Annotated in this window: 17 protein-coding genes and 1 pseudogene; 2 read left to right on the top strand and 16 right to left on the bottom strand. The window is 41.4% G+C overall.

Going from position 1 to position 23,210, the window contains the following annotated elements; translation table 11 throughout:
- Positions 1 to 31 precede the first annotated feature (31 nt).
- Positions 32 to 1,018 carry a phosphoserine phosphatase SerB gene (gene serB, locus AAEZ00_RS12045; protein WP_351088678.1) on the bottom strand — a complete coding sequence of 329 codons (987 nt, stop codon included), beginning with the start codon at positions 1,016 to 1,018 and terminating at the stop codon, positions 32 to 34.
- A 163-nt stretch (positions 1,019 to 1,181) separates the two neighbouring features.
- Here serB and AAEZ00_RS12040 point away from each other — a divergent pair, with 163 nt between their 5' ends.
- A complete protein-coding gene (locus tag AAEZ00_RS12040) occupies positions 1,182 to 1,856 on the top strand; it encodes an AhpA/YtjB family protein (RefSeq protein WP_101032502.1) in 675 nt (224 codons plus the stop codon).
- A 56-nt stretch (positions 1,857 to 1,912) separates the two neighbouring features.
- Here the strand turns inward: AAEZ00_RS12040 and deoD are convergent, their stop codons facing one another.
- The 11 genes from deoD to pnp form a co-directional block, all read right to left on the bottom strand.
- On the bottom strand, positions 1,913 to 2,623 hold the full coding sequence (gene deoD / locus AAEZ00_RS12035; protein ID WP_101032503.1) for a purine-nucleoside phosphorylase: 711 nt from the start codon (positions 2,621 to 2,623) through the stop codon (positions 1,913 to 1,915).
- A gap of 103 nt (positions 2,624 to 2,726) precedes the next feature.
- The gene (locus tag AAEZ00_RS12030) at positions 2,727 to 3,944 is read right to left on the bottom strand and encodes a phosphopentomutase (protein ID WP_335686619.1); all 1,218 of its coding nucleotides are present in this window, start codon (positions 3,942 to 3,944) and stop codon (positions 2,727 to 2,729) included.
- A 12-nt stretch (positions 3,945 to 3,956) separates the two neighbouring features.
- On the bottom strand, positions 3,957 to 5,288 hold the full coding sequence (gene deoA / locus AAEZ00_RS12025; protein ID WP_124012068.1) for a thymidine phosphorylase: 1,332 nt from the start codon (positions 5,286 to 5,288) through the stop codon (positions 3,957 to 3,959).
- Between the two features lie 126 nt (positions 5,289 to 5,414).
- Positions 5,415 to 6,188: a deoxyribose-phosphate aldolase gene (gene deoC / locus AAEZ00_RS12020; RefSeq protein WP_101032506.1), complete on the bottom strand. Its 774-nt coding sequence runs from the start codon at positions 6,186 to 6,188 to the stop codon at positions 5,415 to 5,417.
- Between the two features lie 380 nt (positions 6,189 to 6,568).
- Positions 6,569 to 7,453, bottom strand: a complete 885-nt coding sequence (locus AAEZ00_RS12015; RefSeq protein ID WP_124012070.1) for a nucleoside-specific channel-forming Tsx family protein — start codon at positions 7,451 to 7,453, stop codon at positions 6,569 to 6,571.
- 355 nt (positions 7,454 to 7,808) lie between these two features.
- Positions 7,809 to 9,119 (bottom strand): NupC/NupG family nucleoside CNT transporter, encoded by a 1,311-nt coding sequence (locus tag AAEZ00_RS12010; protein WP_351088677.1) that lies wholly within the window; start codon positions 9,117 to 9,119, stop codon positions 7,809 to 7,811.
- 177 nt (positions 9,120 to 9,296) lie between these two features.
- A complete protein-coding gene (locus AAEZ00_RS12005) occupies positions 9,297 to 10,058 on the bottom strand; it encodes a TatD family hydrolase (RefSeq protein ID WP_351088676.1) in 762 nt (253 codons plus the stop codon).
- Positions 10,051 to 10,251 (bottom strand): hypothetical protein, encoded by a 201-nt coding sequence (locus AAEZ00_RS12000; protein WP_351088675.1) that lies wholly within the window; start codon positions 10,249 to 10,251, stop codon positions 10,051 to 10,053. The genes AAEZ00_RS12005 and AAEZ00_RS12000 overlap by 8 nt, the downstream gene beginning before the upstream one ends.
- 82 nt (positions 10,252 to 10,333) lie before the next feature.
- Positions 10,334 to 11,914, bottom strand: coding sequence for a peptide chain release factor 3 (gene prfC / locus AAEZ00_RS11995; protein ID WP_351088674.1), 1,581 nt, complete (start codon positions 11,912 to 11,914; stop codon positions 10,334 to 10,336).
- A gap of 76 nt (positions 11,915 to 11,990) precedes the next feature.
- A complete protein-coding gene (gene nlpI, locus AAEZ00_RS11990) occupies positions 11,991 to 12,902 on the bottom strand; it encodes a lipoprotein NlpI (RefSeq protein WP_124012072.1) in 912 nt (303 codons plus the stop codon).
- A gap of 146 nt (positions 12,903 to 13,048) precedes the next feature.
- Entirely contained in the window at positions 13,049 to 15,145 is a 2,097-nt protein-coding gene (gene pnp / locus AAEZ00_RS11985; RefSeq protein WP_124012073.1) for a polyribonucleotide nucleotidyltransferase, read from the bottom strand.
- Positions 15,146 to 15,543: 398 nt separating this feature from the next.
- On the opposite strand from pnp, the gene AAEZ00_RS11980 reads away from it, so the two are divergent.
- Complete coding sequence (locus AAEZ00_RS11980) at positions 15,544 to 17,580, top strand: putative bifunctional diguanylate cyclase/phosphodiesterase (protein ID WP_124012074.1); 2,037 nt, start codon at positions 15,544 to 15,546, stop codon at positions 17,578 to 17,580.
- Positions 17,581 to 18,569: 989 nt separating this feature from the next.
- Here the strand turns inward: AAEZ00_RS11980 and rpsO are convergent.
- The 4 genes and pseudogenes from rpsO to infB form a co-directional block, all read right to left on the bottom strand.
- Entirely contained in the window at positions 18,570 to 18,839 is a 270-nt protein-coding gene (rpsO, locus tag AAEZ00_RS11975; protein WP_101032513.1) for a 30S ribosomal protein S15, read from the bottom strand.
- 141 nt (positions 18,840 to 18,980) lie between these two features.
- Entirely contained in the window at positions 18,981 to 19,934 is a 954-nt protein-coding gene (gene truB / locus AAEZ00_RS11970) for a tRNA pseudouridine(55) synthase TruB (protein WP_124012075.1), read from the bottom strand.
- Between the two features lie 119 nt (positions 19,935 to 20,053).
- Positions 20,054 to 20,479: pseudogene (gene rbfA, locus AAEZ00_RS11965) on the bottom strand (30S ribosome-binding factor RbfA); the annotation flags it as partial.
- Between the two features lie 66 nt (positions 20,480 to 20,545).
- Positions 20,546 to 23,191: a translation initiation factor IF-2 gene (infB, locus tag AAEZ00_RS11960; protein WP_351077028.1), complete on the bottom strand. Its 2,646-nt coding sequence runs from the start codon at positions 23,189 to 23,191 to the stop codon at positions 20,546 to 20,548.
- Positions 23,192 to 23,210 lie beyond the last annotated feature (19 nt).

The following is a 23,210-nucleotide window of genomic DNA, read 5'->3' as shown; positions in this document are numbered from 1 at the left end:
CAGAATGTACACTGCGCCAACGACCTACCCGCTACGCCTGTAATAAAAACACTAACGCGCGTAAATCAACATGGTGTATTGACACATCTGCAGCGGCAATTAATGTAGGCTTGCCATGAAATGCCACACCTAAATCGGCAGCTTGGATCATCGCAATGTCATTGGCACCATCACCAATCGCCACTCGTTGCCCTGATGCAATGGCCCATTGTTCGGCGCACTGACTAACCACTTTCGCCTTAAATTGAGCATCAACAACTTGACCAGTCACTTCGCCACTGAGCTTGCCATCCACAACAACCAGTTCGTTAGCAAACGCGGCATCCAGACCCAGTAATGTTTTTAAATAGCTCACAAAGGGTGTAAAACCACCGGATGCAACCACCAATTTCCATTGATGCGATTTTAGTTCGGCTAACATGGCTTCAAGACCGGGCATTAACGGTAACGTATCGCACAGCTCTTGAATAATGGCAGCATCGGCACCAGCAAGCTTACTGACCCGTAGCCTTAAAGACTGCTCAAAATCTAACTCACCACGCATTGCGCTTGCCGTGACGGCGGCAACGTCTTCACCAACACCGGCCATGGCAGCGAGTTCGTCAATACATTCAATGTCAATGGCTGTAGAGTCCATATCCATCACTAACAAACCCGGTTGATTTAGGCGCGCTAAAGGTTGTTGAATAAGTACAATTTCAGCGGCTATGTTCTGTGGAAATGATGCAATCCATTTATCATTTACTGTTTGAGTCGACAGTTCAAAACCTAATAAATCATTCTGCCTGACTAGCTTTGCGATATGAGCATCGGATGAAATTAACGATAACCAAGATTCAATCTCAGTTGAGCATTCAACACTAAAAATAATCCGACAACGATACGGAAAATAAGATTGTAAGCTCAGTAAATAATCAGATTCTTGATAACGATATAATACACGTCCTAGATGTTGATATTTATCACAAATATCTGAAAATAAGAAATTTAGTAAGACATTGTCACGTTGTTCCAGCATCAATATGGCCTCTTAGTATGTTACGACTATCTACTGACAAATTTTTCGATTAATATAGCTTTTTGATGATTCTGTGTAATGGGATCGGCACTTAATGGCTGCTCAACAAAAAAACAGCCTCAAGACAGCTTCCAATTAAATAGAAAAAACACTAAGGATTAAAGTGATTTTTGTTAAAGGTCTTAAGAAAAGACAAAAATTCAGCAGGATTGTGCAAATCATAGTGGCAATAGCGCTGATCTTCGGTCTGATGTACTTGTGGCAATCGAGTTTACGTAATGGTCAAAAATTACTAAATTCACAAACAAAAGTGATGGCAAGATTGTTAGCACAGCAAGCCGCTAATGGTGCCGCTCCGGCGATGTTTCTGCAAAATGATGAACAGCTACAATGGTTAGCATCAGCACTGGCTGCAGATCCCAAAGTGATGTCGGTCAATATCTATAATTCGCAAGGTGTCAGGTTAGCCTTTGCCCAAAGCGTATCTTATGAAAGCTTAGAAGCGGACTCAGAGGCGTTAAAAGGCTTATTAAAGCCGTATCCTCCTTTAATTGAAAACGTCATTCAAGATGATAACAATTTAGGCTATGTCGAAGTGCGTTTAAATCTGGATATCTTTTTTGACGAAATTAAAATCTTGCATGAACAGAATATGGAATTACAGCAAATGATGTTGATCGTAGCGGGCTTCATTGGCTTATTACTTTCACGGGCTTTATCATTTAAACGAGCAGATTTTGATCGCCGAAGGACTCGGGTCAAATTACATAAAAAAACCAAAAAAATATCGTTGACTCCCCAGCCGACTTCCGAAGCCGATACCGATAAAAACCAGTAATCTACAAAACAAAAATGGGCACTAATCAGTGCCCATTTTATTATGTACAGTAAAGATTAGAACGTTAACGCTGCATCTAACGTCATAATAATCATGTCGCTGAATGTTGTTTGACGCTCATCAGATGTGGTTTTCTCACCAGTACGGATATGGTCTGATACTGTCGCAACACATAAGGCTTTAGCGCCTAACTCATGTGCAACACCATATAAACCAGCGGCTTCCATTTCGACGCCTAAAATGCCCATTTTCTCCATAACATCAAACATTTGTGGATCTGGAGTGTAGAATAAATCAGCTGAAAATACATTACCAACACGGACTTTAGTGCCATGTGCTTTAGCAGAGTCAACCACTGCACTTAATAAACTGTAATCAGCAATTGCGGCAAAGTCATTATCTTTAAAGCGTAAACGGTTCACTCTAGAATCAGTACAAGCACCCATACCAATAATCACGTCGCGTACTTTTACGTCAGTGCTAATCGCACCACAAGTACCAACACGGATTAGGTTCTTAACACCGTAGTCTTTGATTAACTCGTGTGCATAGATAGAGCAAGATGGAATGCCCATACCTGACCCCATAACAGAAATACGTTTACCTTTATAAGTACCGGTAAAACCTAGCATGTTACGAACGTCAGTGACTTGTTCAACATTTTCTAAAAATGTTTCAGCTATATATTTCGCACGAAGTGGATCGCCAGGAAATAAAACTGTCTCAGCAAATGCGCCTTCTACTGCATTAATGTGTGGTGTAGCCATTTGTATAACCCCTATATTTATATATTATTTAGTATTGCTTAATTATGTTTACAGTTTAGCAAAACCATTGAACTTTAAATAGAACCGTCGTTTGCAATTATGGCTAATTAATAAAAGATTCACCATAATCCATTGGTTCTAGTTCAAAATAACTCGCAATAGACTGACCAATATCAGCAAAAGACTGACGACGCCCCAATGAACCCGCAGGTAAACCTGCACCATAGGCTAATACAGGAACACGCTCACGAGTGTGTTCAGTGCCAACCCAAGTAGGATCGCAGCCGTGATCAGCAGTGAAAACCACTAAATCGTCAGGTTGCAAAATCGCTAACAGTTCGGGTAAACGCGAATCAAAATACTCAAGTGCTTTAGCATAACCAGCGGTATCACGGCGGTGGCCATAATGAGAGTCAAAATCAACAAAATTAGTAAATACTATGGTGTTATCACCAGCACGGTTAATTTGCGTTAATGTTTGATCAAATAACTCTTCAAGCCCGGTGGCTTTAAACTGCTGAGTAATACCACTGTGAGCATATATATCAGAAATCTTACCGATACTCACCACGTCACCGCCAGCGTCTTTAAGCTTATCTAATACGGTTGGCGCAGGGGGCAATACGGCATAATCATGACGGTTACCAGTACGCACAAAATCAGCAGCGCCAGTTCCGACAAACGGACGTGCAATCACACGGCCAATGTTATAAGGCTCTAACTCTTCACGGGCGATTTTGCACAAGTTGTATAAGTTTTCTAAACCAAAGCTTTCTTCATGACAAGCGATTTGGAAAACAGAGTCTGCAGAAGTATAGAAAATAGGCTTGCCTGTTTTCATGTGTTCTTCGCCTAACTCTTCTAGAATTTTAGTACCCGATGCATGACTGTTGCCTAGAAAATCTTCTAAACCAGCACGCTCAAGAATTTTATCGGTTAACTCTTTTGGGAATGAGTTGGTCAAATCACTAAAATAGCCCCATTCATAAAGAACAGGAACACCGGCCATTTCCCAGTGCCCACTTGGGGTATCTTTACCTGAACTTAATTCGTCTGCATGGCCATAAGCACCAATAATCTCGACATTATCATCAAATCCTGCAGCAAACTGACCCGTGCTTTCAAAACCAGCATGACCTAAGCCTAAGCGAGCAAGATTAGGCAACTTCAATGGCCCTTGACGGCCGATATCGGCTCGGCCTTCTGCACAAGCTTGAGCGATGTGACCAAAAGTATCTGAGCCAACATCACCAAACTTATCGGCATCAGTAGCAGCTCCTACTCCAAAAGAGTCGAGCATTAAGATAAAAGTACGTTTCATTATGTCTTTCCTTTATAAATCTGAAGCGCGAATATAACGATATATTTCAGGCGTCTTCTCAGGCGCGCTATCGCCAATAATAACCGCTTGCTGAATAGCCGCGGCAGCTTCTGCAAACGCATCTTCAGATTGAGCATGGATCATCGCTAACGGGATATCTTTGTTAACTGCCTGACCGAGTGCGCATACTTGAGTTAATCCAACACTATAATCCAGTGTATCTCCTGGTTTACGACGTCCGCCACCTAAGGTCACAACCGCTAAACCAAGTTCTCGTGTATCCATTTTGTAAGCAAAGCCAGATGTATTGGCGTATACAGGGCGAATAATCTTCGCGTGAGGTAAATACTTATCGTATGACTCAACAAAATCTGTTGGGCCACCTAAACCCGCCACCATTTTAGCAAATGCCTCTGCCGCTTTGCCATTATCTAATACAGTATTAAGTTTATTACGTGCTTCTGCTTCGTTGTGTGCAATACCACCCAAAACAAGCATTTCTGCACATAAACCCATAGTGACCGCATATAAACGAGGGTTACGATATTGACCTGTTAAAAAGTTAATCGCCTCACGCACTTCAACCGCATTACCTGCGCAAGAAGCCAATACCTGATTCATGTCGGTCAGCAATGCAGTTGTTTTTGTGCCAGCACCATTAGCTACCGCAGTAATACTACGAGCTAATTCTTCAGATGCCTCGTAGGTTGGCATAAATGCGCCACTGCCTACTTTGACATCCATTGCTAGCGCATCAAGACCGGCAGCTAATTTTTTAGATAAAATTGAGGCGGTGATAAGTGAAATAGATTCAACCGTTGCGGTATTATCGCGGATTGAATAAAAACGTTTATCGGCAGGAACAAGATCGCCCGTTTGGCCAATAATGGCCACACCAGCATCTTTTACCACTTTGCGGAATAATTCACTTGACGGTTCAGTTTGATAGCCTGGAATAGCATCAAATTTATCTAGCGTACCGCCGGTATGACCTAGGCCACGCCCTGAAATCATCGGCACATAACCACCACAAGCTGCAGCCATAGGACCAAGCATTAGGCTTATGACATCGCCTACACCACCGGTACTATGTTTATCGATAATAGGGCCATCAAGGCCGAGTGAATCCCAATTTAATACGGCTCCGGAATCTCGCATTGCTATCGTTAATGCAATACGTTCGTCCATATTCATATCTTTGAAGTACACCGCCATGCCGAACGCAGCAATTTGGCCTTCAGAAACCGTGTTATGGGTGATGCCATCAACAAAAAATTGAATTTCTGCAGTACTTAGTGCATCGCCGTTACGTTTTTTACGGATAATCTCTTGAGCAAGAAACATATTGAGTCCCTATTAGGCAATCCAACACCTTTAGGATCGCCATTAATATCTGGAATGTCATCAATTGATGACGCTTTGCATAACGATAATTCATCATGCAAAGTGGCTATTAGCGCATTGTACGAATTAGTAGCCTGAAGTAGGCGTAGGCGCTTCAGTCAATTCGAGCGTATGCAACAAGCTATTTAATAAGCTAGATGCACCAAAACGGAATGTCTGCGGACTGACCCAATCTGCACCTAAAATACGCTCAGCTAAGGCTAAAAACTCTGCTGTTTTCGCTGCATCTCGCACGCCGCCAGCAGGCTTAAAACCAACCTGACGGTTTTTCTCGCTGATGACGGTTAACATAATTTCAGCAGCTTCAAGCGTGGCATTAACCGCAACTTTCCCCGTCGAAGTTTTGATGAAATTAGCACCTGCATCAATCGCTAATTCAGAGGCTTTACGGATAAGTGCGGGATCTTTTAACTCACCAGATTCGATAATAACTTTCAACAAGACATCATCACCACACTCTTCTTTACACGCTTTAACCAGTTCAAAGCCAACCGTCTCATTGCCTGCCATTAAAGCACGGTATGGGAACACGACATCAACTTCATCAGCGCCATAGGCAATGGCAGCGCGAGTTTCTAATACCGCTATAGCGATATCATCATTACCGTGTGGGAAGTTGGTCACTGTAGCAATCTTAATGTCTTCACAATCAAGTTCATTAAGTGTTTTACGTGCAATAGGAATAAAGCGAGGATAAATACAAATCGCCGCAGTATTGCCGGCTGGAGACTTGGCTTTGTGGCATAAATCGATCACTTTTTGATCGGTATCATCGTCATTTAACGTGGTTAAGTCCATTAATGAAATACCGCGTGACGCCGCTTTTTTTAAATCAGTCATAATTGCTCTCCGAAACGAAAAATCAAAGTCGATAATTTTTTTTCAGGCAACACTATGTAGCTGGCATATTATTATAATTATGGCCGGGCCTTCAGTATTGCCAGTAAATCTAGGTGATATTTACTAACCTAAGTATTCAATCTGATAACGAGTACCACGACTTGAATCCTTGAAGACCGGAAAAGGTAAAACAAAGATATTTGTTTCAACTATTCCGCGAAAAATCCTTTTTAGCGCGTAAAAATAAGACCTTGTAGAGTACAAACCTTTATATAAAAACACTATTATTGGACAATGATTTTAAATGAAAGTTCGATATCCTTGTTTCGGTAAAATATGGAGCCGCTAAACGCGGCTCCATTAAATTATATCTTAAACAACTAGATTTTGTAAGTTGCGGTAAGGAAATGAGTCCAACCAGTAGTATCTAAACCACCAAAGAATTCATTCTTAAACGCGTTATCATTTAAGCCATATGCATGGTAGAAGTACTTACCACCATAACCTAGAGCAAAACGGTCTGTGTGATAATAAAGACCGAAGAATGCAGCGCCACCGTGTTCAGTGTTATTAAAGTCACCATCGGAATTTGTACCAGAATATTCTTCATCCATATCGAATTGGTAATCGACATAGCCTTGGAAAGATAAGAAGCTCTTATCTTCAAAGAAAACAAATGGCTTGAACCAGTTAGCCGAGAATTGGTAACCATTCCAGTCTTTACGGTTAATGTCATAAGCACCATAAAGGTTCATGCCAGTTTTACCTAACCATGGAACCATTACATCCGCACCAACACCCCAGAAAGACATGTTAACATCGCCTTCACCATTGCCTCCGGTATTGATAGCGCCACCACCCCAGTTAAATAGAGTAGAGAAATAAACTTCTTGAACTGGGCCTAAAGATAAATCAGTACCCGTAATGGCATCAATAGAAAAACGAGGAGCGAACTTCATGAACATTTTGCTCTCGCCGTCAGCTTTATCGCCTGAATCACTGTTGCCTAAGTTGAACACATCAACATAACCATAGAGGTCAACAAAGCCAGAACGACCGCCAAACTCCATTTCTAAATAGTTATGAGTAGCTTCATCTTCGTTTGCAATTGGATGCTCATCTATTGCATACATAATGTTAAACTGCATCCAATTATAATCGTTTGCATGAATGTCGCCAGTTTGTTCGGCAGCAGAAACAGTAAATGCAGAACCTGCTAGTGCAACTGTACTTGCTAATACTAAAGTATTTAATTTTTTCATCATCAACCCCATGTATATTATTTAACTATCTTCTTAGATAGCACTTCTTTTTAGTCATTCGTATCTTACCGTTACTGATATTAATCTCAATATTTAATCGATAAAAAAACGAATACAAAATTCTATTTTGTGAACAATGTCGCGACTTTTTGTCTACGAATTGTTAACGCTTTGACATTTTAATTTTGACTAGAGGTTTTAATGTATCCTCTTTTACAATCACTAAAACGGCATAACTTCGTATTGGGAAACGGTGGATTAACACAAAAATCAATAACAACATTGTTACACACTGGGTCTTTAGTCTTTATGAATCTAAAGACCCAGTTTTTTGGGGGATACCCCCCTGGACTGGTTCTTAGATAGCTAAGAATAGACCGGCTATTGTCGCGCTCATTAAGTTGGCAAGCGATGCGGCTATAACAGCACGAACACCAAGCTTAGCAAGGTCATGACGACGGCTTGGAGCCATAGCGCCTAGGCCACCGAGTAGAATTGCGATTGAAGACAAGTTAGCAAAACCACATAATGCGAATGAGATGATAGCTTGAGTTCTAGCAGTCATCGCAGCTTGTGTTCCTTCCACGCATAGTGGTAAGCCTTTAGCGACTTCACTAGCAACACTGGTACACGCTATAGCGGCATCATTAAGGTAAGGAGCAAAGTTTAGGTAAGCGACGAATTCGTTAACAATGATCTTCTGACCAATGAACGAGCCAGCAACCATTGCTTCATTCCAAGGCACACCGATAAGGAATGCTAAAGGCATGAACAAGTAACCTAAGATAAGCTCTAGAGTAAGGTTCTCAAAACCAACGAGTCCGCCAAGGCCGCCTAACATGCCGTTAAGCATGGCGATAAGACCAACGAAAGCAAGCAGCATTGCACCAACGTTAAGTGCTAAATGCATACCAGAAGCAGCACCAGCAGCCGCAGCGTCAATGACGTTAGCAGGCTTATCAGTGTCTTCAGGCAGATCGCCCATTTCGTTTTTAGTTTCTTCAGTCTCTGGGTGAATAAGCTTAGCCATTAATAGGCCACCTGGAGCTGCCATGAAAGAAGCCGCAACCAAGTACTCAATTTTAACGCCCATACCAGCATAACCAGCAAGTACTGCACCAGCGATTGATGCTAAACCACCCACCATGATGGCGAATAGCTCAGAGTTTGTCATAGTCGCAATGAAAGGACGAACAACAAGCGGCGCTTCAGTTTGACCAACGAAGATGTTTGCAGTAGCAGCCATAGATTCTGTACGGCTTGTACCTAGAGCCTTCTGAAGACCACCACCGATGAACTTAATAACCAACTGCATAATGCCAAGGTAATAAAGTACAGCAATCAAAGAAGAGAAGAAGATAATGACGGGTAGTACGCGAATAGCGAAGACGAAGCCAACACCATTTGAGAACATTGCGTCAGTACCTAGACCACCAAATAGGAAGTCGATACCAGCTTGAGAGTAACCAATAACATTGGCAACACCCATTGATACACCGCCAAGCACTTCTTGCCCAACGGGTACATACAATACGAAACCACCGAAAGCGGCCTGAATTGCTAGTGCACCCAAAACGGTACGTTTGTTAATTGCTTTTTTATTATTTGATAGTGCGAAACCTATCAATAGTAAGGTGACCACCCCCTCTAAACTCATTACTATATCCATTAATCATCACCCTTTTGTTAACAGTTTTTTTGAATGTTGTTAACTCACCTAATTTCCGCTGATGATTATAACTGAGCGTGAAACGAAAAGCGTCGTTTTGATCAAGTTTTTAAAGTTTAATTTCAAACCCTTACAACATTAAAAAATATTTAACTTAAGGTGTTCATTAAAAAATAACTAAAGGTCAAATAGTTGCAAAGCATTTTGATTCAATTGTTCTAATATACAGACAGTCGACTTTTCCTTTAAAAATGCGATCTCGGACACAACACGAAGAAGAGTGAGTGGGGTGTTACGCGATTGTGGATGATCAAATGGAGCCATGCTTGGCGAATCCGTTTCCAATAAAAAGTGTTCTAACGGTAAATTGACCACGGTTTCACGGAGCTTTTTTGCACTGGGGTTGAGAATTAACCCACCAACACCTAATTTAAACCCGAGCGAAATATAACGTTTGGCCATGTCACTGTTACCATAAAACCCATGCACAACTCCGCCTCGTGTTAGCTTAAAATGTGCCAACATTGTCAGTAATTCTTGATGAGCTTTAACGGCATGTAAAATGACAGGTAATTGATAAGTTTGAGCAAGTGCTAACTGTTTCTCAAGTAACAACAATTGTTTATCAGACCAATGATGTAATTTATCGAGACCACACTCCCCAACAGCCACCAGACGCTTATTTTTCCTATGTTGTTGTAACATTGCATCAAGCTTAATAATGGCCGCATCAATGTTCTCTGGGACGTACCAAGGATGAATACCAAGCGAAAAATAACAATCAAATTGCTGCGCTATCTGAACTTGCTTTGGCCATTGGTCAACCGACACTCCCGGTAAAATTACCGACGTAATACCACTGCGGTGCATGACATCAAATAATTGCACTCTATCATCATCGAACGCTGACATGTCGAGATGGGCATGAGTATCAATCATAAGGTAACTGTTTTTTATTACTGCTATAAACCTGGCGCACTGTGGGTTCAGTTTTTGGTCTATCCATTTCAGGCTCGCTCAACCTTGGTGCACAGCTACGGTTATTTTCTAGGGTTAATCCCATTTCATCACACCATAAAATGTTCCTTTGCCAAGGATTGACCATAAATAGCTTAACAATAGCCTTAATCATACTAATGTCCTCTTAAAAACAATAATAAAAAAGGCGGCAAAGCCACCTTTTTTTAACATCTCTGCAAAAACCATGTTAATAATTAGTGTTCACGTGTCTTGGTGAACTCAATATCAGGATAGCGTTCCATTGATAAGTTTAGATTCACCATTGTAGGCGCAATATAGGTCAAGTTATTTCCGCCATCGAGGGCTAAATACTGACTACATTTACGCTGAAACTCTTCTAATTTACGCTCATCTTTGCAATACACCCATCGAGCGGTACTGACACTGATCCCTTCGTAAATAGCTTCTACGTTATATTCACTTTTTAAGCGTCCAACAACCACTTCAAACTGAAGCACACCCACAGCTCCCACAATTAAATCGTTAGAATCAATGGGTCTGAAGACCTGTACCGCACCTTCTTCAGATAACTGAACGACCCCTTTAAGCAGTTGTTTCTGTTTTAGAGGATCAGTTAATCGAATACGACGGAACATTTCAGGGGCAAAGTTAGGCACACCAGTGAAACGTAATTTTTCGCCTTGGGTAAATGTATCACCAATTCGCATCGTGCCATGATTATGTAGTCCAATAATGTCACCAGGATACGCCGCTTCAGCACGACTACGATCCCCTGCCATAAAAGTCAACGCATCACTGACATTGACATCTTTACCGATGCGAACATGGTGCATTTTCATACCTTGCTCATACCGACCCGAGCAAACACGCATAAAAGCAACACGATCTCGGTGTTTTGGATCCATATTGGCTTGAATTTTGAAGATAAAACCAGAGAATTTTTCTTCATCAGGAGTGACATTGCGGACATCACTTTCACGAGGAAGCGGCTTGGGGGCCCATTCAACCATACCGTCCAGAATATGATCTACACCGAAGTTACCTAAGGCGGTACCAAAATACACTGGCGTAAGCTCGCCTTTTAGAAAGGCCTCTTGATTGAACTCATGTGAAGCACCCGCAACCAGTTCCATTTCTTCACGGATTTCAGCAGCATAAGAGCCAAGCACTTTGTCTAGTTCAGGATTGTGTAATCCTTTGATAATACGCTCTTCTTGAATAGTGTGACCCATACCACTCTGGTATAAAATGATTTCATCACGCAAAATATGGTAGACGCCTTTAAACTCTTTACCAGAGCCAATAGGCCAAGTGATAGGTGCGCAAGCTATCTTTAAAATAGCTTCGACTTCATCCATTAATTCAATGGGCTCACGAATATCACGGTCACATTTATTCATGAATGTCACAATCGGCGTATCACGTAAACGCGTCACATCCATTAATTTAATAGTACGGTCTTCGACACCTTTAGCGGAATCAATTACCATTAAACAAGAATCGACCGCCGTTAGGGTACGATAAGTGTCTTCAGAAAAATCTTCGTGACCAGGTGTATCAAGTAAGTTGATTAGTGCGCCACCGTATGGAAACTGCATAACAGAGGTGGTAATGGAAATACCACGATCTTTTTCCATTTCCATCCAATCAGATTTAGCATGTTGACCAGACTTTTTGCCTTTTACCGTTCCGGCCTTTTGTAAGGCGTTTCCGAATAAAAGTACTTTTTCGGTGATGGTGGTTTTACCCGCATCGGGGTGCGAAATGATGGCGAAAGTACGACGCTTGTCGACCTCAACGTTATTGCCTGACATGTTAACCTTGCACTAGCCGCTAAAAATGGGGCAAATTATACCGCCTATCGGCAGAATTGGCTAGGCAAAGTGTTTTTTAGCTTTTCAATGGTACTTGGGTAGACTGTTGGATCATATTTTTCATTTTAGCTAATTCAATTCTCGCATAACGATGCTCAACAAAATCATAAATATTAGTCGCTAACGTTAAACGATAAAAATTAGCAGCTTGCTGATATTGGCCATTTGCAGCAGCATGCTTAGCTAAGTAGAAATAAGCTTCACATAAGCGTTCAGCATATTCTTTTGGTTGAGACAAGCCCACTTTTGCAGCAGAAAATACTTGTTCTTGGTTGACGTTACCTATGTAAAAATCAACCAATATACTAGACCAATCCTCATCATTTAACTGTTCACGTTGTTGCGCCAAATTCACTAAAGCGGCATTTTTATCAACCGCAGCAGTCATCAAATAGAGCCAAAGAACCCGGTAACCATCACTAGGGTCTCGCTCATAAAATACTTTCATGTCGTCTACCGCTAATTCGTAGCGCTCGCCATAATATAATGCGATACCGCGATTTAAAAAGGCGTAATCATAATTAGGTGACAGTTCTAATACACCATCAAAGGCTTCATAAGCACTATCGAACTCACCTTCTTGAGTGTAGTAAATGCCCAGAAAGTTATAGGCATCAGCTAAATCGGGTTGTAATTTTAGTGCCTGATGAAAATCAATTCTACCCAGTAAGCGTAATCCGACACTGTCATAAATGACGCCACGATCGTAATGAAAACGTGCGCGTTGCTCGTCAGTTAACTCCATAGTAGCCAAAATTTCATTTAGCTTTGCCAGCGTCACTTCCAACTTATAGTCTGGCATGACAGGAGCGATAATCATCTGTCCTGCAATATTATCATTTGAACCTAACGTTGCAGTACACCCTGACAACAACATGCTTGCACCCACAACAACGGCAACGATTGTGGTGCGTAGTTTACATTCCATCCGCTTTACCTTATCAGGTTCTATTAATATTCAACATCATAGCAATCTGGCAATCTAAGAGCCATCCACATTACAGATTATTTTTCAGCACATAAAAAAAGGAGATCAAATGATCTCCTTTTTTGTGGTTAAACCGTTAAATTAGATTACTCAGCAGTTTCTTTCGCTTGAGCTTCTTTAATTGACAGTCTGACACGACCTTGACGATCCACTTCCATTACTTTTACAGCAACTTCTTGGTTCATTTCTAAATGATCAGATACATTTGCGACGCGCTCATCACTGATTTGAGAGATGTGTACTAAACCATCTTTACCTGGAAGAATGTTTACAAATGCACCGAAATCAACAATACGGATTACTTTACCGTTGTAGATGCGACCCACTTCAACTTCAGCAGTGATTTCTTCGATACGACGGATAGCTTCTTTCGTTGCTTCGCCATTCGATGATGCTATTTTCACAGTACCATTGTCATCAAGCTCAATCGTAGTACCCGTTTCTTCGGTTAGCGCACGAATTACCGCGCCGCCTTTACCAATTACATCACGGATCTTCTCTGGGTTGATCTTGATAGTGGTGATACGAGGAGCATGGGCAGAGATATCATCACGAGGAGAACCAATGGCTTGGTCCATCACGTTTAGGATATGAACGCGTGCGCCATAAGCCTGTTGTAGTGCGATATCCATGATTTCTTTGGTGATACCTTCGATTTTGATATCCATCTGCAATGCAGTGATACCATCACGAGTACCGGCTACTTTAAAGTCCATGTCACCTAAGTGATCTTCATCACCTAAGATGTCAGAAAGTACAACGAAATCGTCGCCTTCTTTAACGAGACCCATTGCAATACCAGCAACAGAACTTTTGATTGGTACACCCGCATCCATTAATGCTAATGAAGTACCACATACTGAAGCCATTGAGCTTGAACCGTTAGATTCAGTGATTTCAGATACAACACGAATGCTGTATGGGAATTCTTCAGCAGAAGGCATCACTGCATTCATACCACGCCATGCTAACTTACCATGACCAATTTCACGACGCTTAGGTGAACCAACCATACCGGTTTCACCAACACAATACGGAGGGAAGTTATAATGAAGCATAAAGCGATTAGTACGTTCGCCCATGATGCTATCAATCTTCTGAGCATCACGTTCAGTACCCAAAGTACAAGTGACTAGTGCTTGTGTTTCACCACGAGTAAACAATGAGCTACCGTGAGTACGTGGAAGTACACCCGCTAACACACTTAATGCGCGGATCATGTCTGGTTCGCGACCATCGATACGTGGCTTACCACTAATAATACGTCCGCGGACCACACTTTTCTCTAAGCTACCAAGTAGGGTGTCGACTTCACGACAATCTACCTCTGGATTCTCTGCAACTAACGCCGCTTTCGCAGCCGCTTTAACAATACCGACTTGTATATAACGGTCTTGCTTGACTTCAATTTGGTAAGCGTCTGTCATGCCAGCTTCTGCAAGCTCTTTGATTTTAGCGACTAAATCTTGATCTTGAACGGGTGCAGTCCAATCCCATGTTGGCTTACCCGCTTCAGCTTTGAATTCGCTGATAGCATCAACAACAACTTGCTGTTGATCATGACCGTAAGTTACCGCACCTAGCATGATTTCTTCTGCAAGCGCTTTTGCTTCAGATTCAACCATAAGTACCGCGGCTTTAGTACCGGAAACCACTAAGTTAAGCGAGCTTGTTGCAAGCAGATCAACCGATGGGTTAAGTACATATTCGCCGTCGACATAACCAACACGCGCAGCACCTATTGGGCCACTGAAAGGAATACCAGAAATAGCTAACGCGGCTGAGGTACCAATCATCGAAATAATATCTGGCTCGATTTGTGGATCAACCGATACCACAGTAATGATAACTTGAACTTCGTTTTTAAAACCGTTAGGAAATAAAGGACGAATAGGACGGTCAATGAGACGTGCAATCAGAGTTTCATCTTCTGAAGGACGACCTTCACGCTTAAAGAAACCGCCAGGAATTTTACCTGCAGCATAGGTTTTTTCTTGATAGTTAACCGTTAGCGGGAAAAAGCTACGGCTTAAGTCCGCAATTTTTTTACCAACGACAGTAACTAATACTGTGGTATCGCCCATGCTTGCTAAAACTGCAGCATCTGCTTGACGTGCCATAACACCTGTTTCTAAGGTGACGGTATGTTGACCATACTCAAAACTCTTTACAATTGGATTCACGTGACCCATTCCTTAATTTAATGACCTTTAATTACGCGCACAAGTATACTTCAATTAGGTTGAATAGTTAAATAGACGCGAGTTACAGAACGTAAAAATCGTTAAAATAATCATTTTCCTACGTGAGATCATTGAATTAAAAAATGATTTAGATGCTATAAAGCTAAGATTATCTCTACTAAGTGGCCTGATGTTCGATATTTGGTTGGATTATTGATGACAAGACAGATGAATTTGACTAAAGTCTTAGTTGATAATGTTAATTTTTGTATGGGGTTAAGCTATTCATTAGCCACGATGCGATTGATTTTTTATTGAATATAAATCTTTTTTGATTTTAGCATTTTGAGCTACAAAATTAATTTAGAAATAGTCACTTATATGACATGGAATAATATATGACGGCCCGTTTTAAGTCTCTTACATGGAAACAAACTAATTTAGTGGTTTTTACTGCTTTGTTTTTTGCAATTGCCATCTTTATTGTCGAAATTGCATTAGTTGTCATTACGACGAAACAACAACTTACTGCTGAACAACAAGAACTGCTCAATTCTGTCGAACAAATTACCACCAATTCGGTATGGTCTTTAGATGATAAACTTGCCAGCCAAACACTTGAAGGCATTATCAAAGTAGATAATGTTGGTTCTGCGGTGATTGAACTTGATGATGGGTCATTATTTGTGTCGGAGGCAAATCAATACGCTGCGTTCCCAAATAGCTACATTTCGTTAAGTAATCGTCTATTTGGTGATCTAAAAGAGATCTCCCGTCCGCTATATCGACCATTCTATTTTGAAGACAATAAACAACAGCAGCTGATTGGCACGCTGACAATTTTTTACGACACACAAAAACTCACCGCTAAACTATTTAATCAGTTACAACTAGGGTTAATTGCAACTTTGGCTCGCGCATTATTGCTCACACTGGTATTAACCGTGGTGTTTCATCGTTTTCTCACTCAACCCATCGCTCGCATTAGTGAAGCCATCGATAAAATTGATCCTGACTATCCCGATGAAAACTTATTGCCCATGTCAAAAGCCCATAAAGATGATGAATTAGGGCTAGTGACCAGTAAATTTAATCAAATTTTATTACAGTTCAGCCAAACTCAGAATAAGCTGCGCAAAATGGCTACGCGAGATCCACTCACAGGGTTACCAAACCGGACATTATTATTAGAAACATTGAATGTCACCATTCAGCGTTCACGCGTTCATAAACGCAATTTTGCGTTACTCTTTATTGACTTAGATCGATTTAAAAATGTAAATGATTCATTAGGCCATGCAATCGGTGATCAATTCCTCGCCCGTATTGCACGTATTCTAGAAAGAGTGGTTGGTGATAGAGGCAGCGTGGCTCGTTTAGGCGGTGATGAATTTGTGATTTTAGCAGATGAAATCCAAACCCCTTCACAAGCAGCTGATTTTGTTGATAAGTTACTTATTCAATTAAATACTCCAATTCAACTTAATGAACATGCAATTCATCCAGCGGCTTCTATCGGCATATCGATATATCCTGAAGATGGTACCACTGCAGAGGATTTAATTCGTCATGCCGATATAGCAATGTACAGCGCTAAAGCGGCTGGATCGAATCAGTGGTCCTTCTTTAAGCAACAAATGACCGATCGCGCTGCGGTGAGATTGCGCACAGAAGCGTCGTTACACGATGCATTAAAAAACAACGAATTCTTATTGTATTTTCAGCCTAAATTTGATCTAAAAACCAATAAAGTAGTGGGATGTGAAGCCCTTATTCGCTGGCAAAAAGACGGTCGTTTAATCAGCCCGATGTCGTTTATCCCTGTTGCGGAAGAAACCGGTATTATCATCCCTATCGGACGATGGGTCATAGAGCAAAGCTGTAAAGTCATTAGAGATTGGCAACGTAAATTCAATTATGAAATCCCCATTGCAGTGAATGTGGCATCACAACAATTTGCAGATGCTAGTTTAGTGCCTGATATTAAGCAATTGGCAATACGTTATCAAATACGTCCAGAATTGCTTGAAATAGAAATTACAGAAACGTCACTCATGAATGATGTTGAGCAAGCTATTACCAAGTTAGCACAGCTGAAATCAGCTGGCTTTGGCATTGCGGTCGATGACTTTGGTACCGGATATTCTTCATTGTCATATTTGCGCCACTTACCGATTACCACAATGAAAATTGATCGTGCATTTGTGAGTGATCTTCCACAAGATAGCGCAATTGCGTCGACTATTTTAATGCTTGGCCGTCAACTTGATTTGACCATTGTTGCTGAAGGTATTGAAAATATCCAACAACTTGAATGGCTCAAAGACAATCAATGTGAAATTGGCCAAGGTTTTTACTTCAGCCAGCCGCTGCCATTAGCTGAGTTTGAAGAAAAATATATTGCCTGCAATACCGCAAAAATATTGCATGTTTAAACGCAATTTATCAGCCACAGTAATCTGATGTAATCACTGTTAATTGTCACGATACAGTTAACAATGATTGGCCTTAAGACAGCTTCGAGATTGACCTCAATTTAAATCACTGCAGTTACACTGAATACGTCCCAACTATAGCTATTTTCATATCCATACTCTACAAACTCATTTTTGTATTTGCTCTCTCATCAGCTTGGGCAAGCTGTTTTTATATAATTATATTGTAATAAAACATCGAGATTAACAGCCGTTGCGATTAGGGTAACCTAGTCTGGAGGATCACCACGACACTAATAAGATAAGTATTTGAAGGCAAAATGTGAGTCACTATACACTGGCCTAATATCCATTAATGTCATTTATTATTGATAATAGCTTAACTTACCTCCAACTTAGGTTAATCAATTTAGGTTAATCACAGAGTTATTAGCGGGAGGGATAAATAAATGTGTTACATAGGTTAAAGTCTGAATATTTCACCTGTCTCATATCAAACTGGTCATTTGTGTTGCGAACAAAGCGACTTCACGTGGTAATAGCTGGGTTAATCGCGGGTCTATTGCCATTCAATGTAACCTATATAGCGGCACAAAGCACAGTTTGGTTACCTTTTATTATCCTGTTCTAGAGGTTAACGTACAGTGCCTGACACTTTGCAATCTAATACAAGGCAGCATTAAACCGAGTCAATACCCTGTAAAATCGGGTTCTACGCTGGTAATGCTTTACGAAATACATCTATAGGAAACAACCACAATTTGTACATCCAAACCTTAGTGATTACTGAGCAAGTGTTGGGCCCTATCTATGGGAACTGTATTAATACAGATTAGAAAAACCAAAGTATCGATGAGTGCAAAAACGACTGAAAAATGATTATTAGAGGGGTTTAACAAAGCGATAAGCTTTTTTAACTAATAAAAAAGGAGGCCAAAGCCTCCTTTTTTACGGTTTAATCTACTTACAAACGTAAACAGGACATCGAATTAACGACGTAAACCTAACTTCTTGATCATAGCAGTGTAACGAGCTACGTCAGTACGCTTTAAGTAAGCAGAAAGCTTACGGCGTGCATTAACCATGCGTAATAAACCACGACGAGAGTGGTGATCATGGATGTGCTCTTTAAAGTGACCTTGAAGGTGGTTAATTTGAGCAGTTAACAAAGCTACTTGAACTTCAGTTGAACCTGAATCGTTTTCGCCGCGACCAAAATCAGCTAAAATTTTTGCTTTTGCTTCAGCACTTAGTGACATGTGTATCTCCAAAAAAAGTAAATGTATCTCTAGCCGATCACTAACTCAGCCAGAGCGAGCGCAGTATTTTAACCAGATTGATGGTTAACCGCAATATAAATTCAATTATTTATTTGTAAAGCAGACTTTAAAGCCAACTGACTACTCTGTTGGATCATTGTCGTGTATCACAATCAAGCGTTTTGGTGCTAATAAACCATCATCATTCATGGTACCAATACCAACAAACCGACGTTCATCGCCAATAGTGATACGAACCAATTCATTAGGTTTAAGACCCGCAGCTTGAATCGCTTGTCCTTGCATAACGTAATACAGCATCGCTTGTGGCAAATTAATTTCAGCGAAATTAGCCACTGCGGTATCCATTGGCAGTAATAACGGATCCATCAAGGTCTTAGGCGCTACATCTTGCCTATGAGCTTGCTCAAGTAACGCTTCTAATTGTGCTAAGGTAACCATTTTTTCATACGGGTATTCGGCAACTTGAGTACGACGCAACATAATAACATGTGCTCCACATCCAAGCATTTCACCTAGATCATCAATAATGGTCCGTATGTAAGTCCCTTTAGAACAATGAATATCTAGCGTTAATTCATCACTTTCAAGCTTAATAAAGTTTAACTCAAATACGGTGATAGGCCGCGACTCACGTGGGATTTCAATTCCCTCACGGGCATATTTATACAAAGGTTGACCTTGGTATTTTAATGCCGAATACATTGACGGTATTTGTTGAGTCGTTCCTCGGAAAAACGCAAGCTTCTCATCAAGTAATTCTTGGGTAATGTTAATAGGGCGCGTTTGTACGACTTCCCCATCTGAGTCACTAGTATCAGTACGTTCACCCAATTTAGCCGTCACGAGATAGCGTTTATCCGCTTCTAATAAATGCTGAGAGAACTTCGTCGCTTCTCCAAGACAAATAGGCAACATACCCGTTGCTAACGGGTCTAAAGCACCTGTATGACCCGCTTTATTGGCATTAAAAAGACGCTTAACTCTTTGCAGGGCAAAGTTAGAACTCATGCCAGTATCTTTATCGAGTAATACGATTCCGTCGATGAAGCGACCTTTAGGGCGACGAGCCATTAATCTTGCTCCTTGTCACCGTCAACAGACTCGCTGTTCTCAGAGGCTTCTGGAGTAGACTGTTGCTGCGTTTCACCGTCAACCGACTCGCTGCTATCGTAGGCTTCTGGAATAGAATGTTGCTGCGTGTCACCGTCAACAGACTCGCTGCCATCGTAGGCTTCTGGAGTAGACTGTTGCTGCTTGGCTTTATCTTTGTTGATCACTTGCGTCACTAGGTTAGACATACGCATGCCTTCAACCAGTGAGCTATCATAGATAAAACGTAATTCAGGCATGACGCGTAATTTCATGCGCCCAGCAACTAAAGTACGGACATAAGGTGCAGCAGCAGTAAGTGCATCAATTTTTTGTTGGACAAGTTCAGTGTCTTCTTCATAGAAGGTCACAAACACTTTTGCATAACTCAAATCACGAGAGACGTCGACGTCGTTTACTGTGACAAAACCAATGCGAGGATCTTTCATATCGCGTTGCAACACCATTGCAAGTTCTTGCTGGAGTTGTTGTGCAATACGGCGTGTACGACTAAATTCTTTTGCCATGATGATATGCCATATCGTTAGGTCTACAATCAAAAAGGGCGGCTAAAGCCGCCCTTCCATTGGTTCTTATAAGGTGCGAGCAATTTCGACTGTTTCAAAAACTTCAATTTGATCGCCCACTCGGACGTCGTTGTAGTTCTTGACACCGATACCACATTCCATGCCATTACGGACGTCTGGAGTATCGTCTTTAAAGCGGCGTAATGATTCAAGTTCACCTTCGAAGATAACCACGTTTTCACGTAATACACGAATTGGTGCGCTACGTTTAACGATACCTTCAGTAACCATACAACCAGCGATAGCGCCAATTTTAGGAGACTTAAAGACTTCACGAACTTGAGCAAGGCCGATAATTTCTTGTCTGAACTCAGGTATTAACATACCTGTCATTGCAGCTCGAACTTCATCAATTAAGTTGTAGATGATGCTGTAATAACGTAAATCAACACTTTCTGATTCAATGGTCTTACGAGCCTGTGCATCTGCACGTACGTTGAAACCAACAAGAATCGCATTTGAAGCGGCTGCTAATGTTGCGTCGGTTTCAGTTAATGCACCGACACCTCGAGCAATAATGTTCACTTTAACTTCATCAGTAGACAGTTTAGCTAAAGATTCACAAATAGCTTCAAGAGAACCTTGAACATCCGCTTTAAGTACGATATTCAGTTCTTGTACTTCGCCTTCTTCCATGTTGGCAAACATGTTTTCTAGCTTAGACTTCTGCTGACGCGCTAACTTAATGTCACGGAATTTACCTTGACGATACAACGAAACTTCGCGAGCTTTACGTTCATCACGTACTACTGTCGCTTCATCACCCGCTGACGGCACACCAGAAAGACCTAAGATCTCTACTGGAATAGATGGACCCGCTTCAGTGATAGCATGACCGTTTTCGTCTTTCATCGCACGGATTTTACCGTACTCTAAACCACATAAAACGATATCACCTTGGCGCAACGTACCTTCTTGAACCAAGATAGTTGCCACTGGGCCACGACCTTTATCAAGTTGCGATTCGATAACCACACCCGCCGCCATTCCATCACGGACCGATTTAAGTTCTAATACTTCAGATTGAAGTAAAATACCTTCTAACAATTCGTCAACGCCCATACCAGTTTTAGCTGATACATGAACGAACATGTTATCTCCGCCCCAATCGTCTGACATGATGCCATGTTGAGACAATTCACTCTTAACACGATCAGGATCAGCATCTGGCTTATCCATTTTGTTAACAGCAACGATTAACGGTACATTACCCGCTTTAGCATGTTGAATCGCTTCAATCGTTTGTGGCATTACGCCATCATCGGCAGCAACAACCAAAATAACAATATCGGTCGCCTTAGCACCACGAGCACGCATTGACGTAAACGCCGCGTGACCAGGAGTATCAAGGAAGGTGATCATGCCGTTTTCAGTTTGAACGTGGTATGCACCAATATGCTGGGTAATACCACCGGCTTCGCCAGCCGCCACTTTCGCACGACGGATATAATCCAGTAACGACGTTTTACCGTGGTCAACGTGACCCATGATAGTAACAACTGGCGCACGTGATTCTAGCTGGATATTGTCATCGCGATCTTGCATAACTTGATGTTCAAGTTCATTTTCACGAATAAGAACCACTTTATGACCTAATTCTTCTGCAATCATTTGGGCAGTTTCTTGGTCAAGTACTTGGTTAATCGTTACCATTGTACCCATTTTCATCATTTGCTTGATGATCACTGTGGCTTTAATTGCCATTAAGTGAGCTAATTCGGATACGGTTACGGTTTCACCAATACGCACGTCACGACTTACAGCTGCAGCGGGTTTATTAAAACCGTGTGCCATAGATTCTGGTGCAGTACTGCGATTACGCATGTGTTTTTCGCGTCCGCCACGCGCATCTTTTCCGCCACGTTTTTTATTGGCGCTTTTATTGCGAGCACGACGACCACGTTTTTCATCATCAGCATCTGAACTGTCTTCTGCTGCACGAGCAACTTGAGATGTTGTGATGTGATGATCACCGTTCTTTTCAGCATCTAAACGTTGACGTTCTTCTTCAGCCCAACGCTTTGAATTTACTTCAGCAAGTTGACGTGCTGTTTCAGCAGCTTTCGCGGCTTCATCTTTTTGCTTTTGAGTAAGCACAGCGTCTTGAGTCGCTTTTAAACGATCCGCTTCAACTTTTGCTGCTGCAGTTTCTGGGTCAGCAACTTTAGTTACTTTAGGTTCAGATTTTACTTTTTCTGATTTCAATTTGGCTTCTGCTTCCGCTTTTTTCTTCGCTTCTGCATTAGCTTTCGCTTCTGCCGCTACTTTTGCTTCAGCTTCGGCTTTTGCTTGGGCTTCAGCTTCTGCTTTGGCTTTTGCTTGAGCTTCTAATTCAGCTTGTTTTGCTAATTCTGCATCTTCACGTTTAACAAAAGTACGTTTCTTGCGCACTTCTACTTTCACGTCTTTTGACTGACCGCCAGTGCTTGCAACACTTAAGGTAGACAATGTTTTACGCTGCAATGTCATTTTAGTCGGAACTGAATCTGCACCATGCTGTTTTTTTAGATAATCAAGAAGCTTCTGCTTCTCGTTTTCTGAAACAGTATCGAGTTGTTTTTTACTTATACCAGCTTGTGAGAATTGCTCGATTAATCGATCGACCGATTTTCCCACTTCCACTGCTAATTTTTCTACGCTTGTATCTGCCATCAATTAAATCCCCCTGTTG

Source organism: Shewanella sp. S1-49-MNA-CIBAN-0167, assembly GCF_040310145.1.
Classification (GTDB): domain Bacteria; phylum Pseudomonadota; class Gammaproteobacteria; order Enterobacterales; family Shewanellaceae; genus Shewanella; species Shewanella psychromarinicola.
The sequence above is the reverse complement of the archived record's forward strand: the minus strand, read 5'-3'. Positions and strand labels throughout refer to the sequence as shown.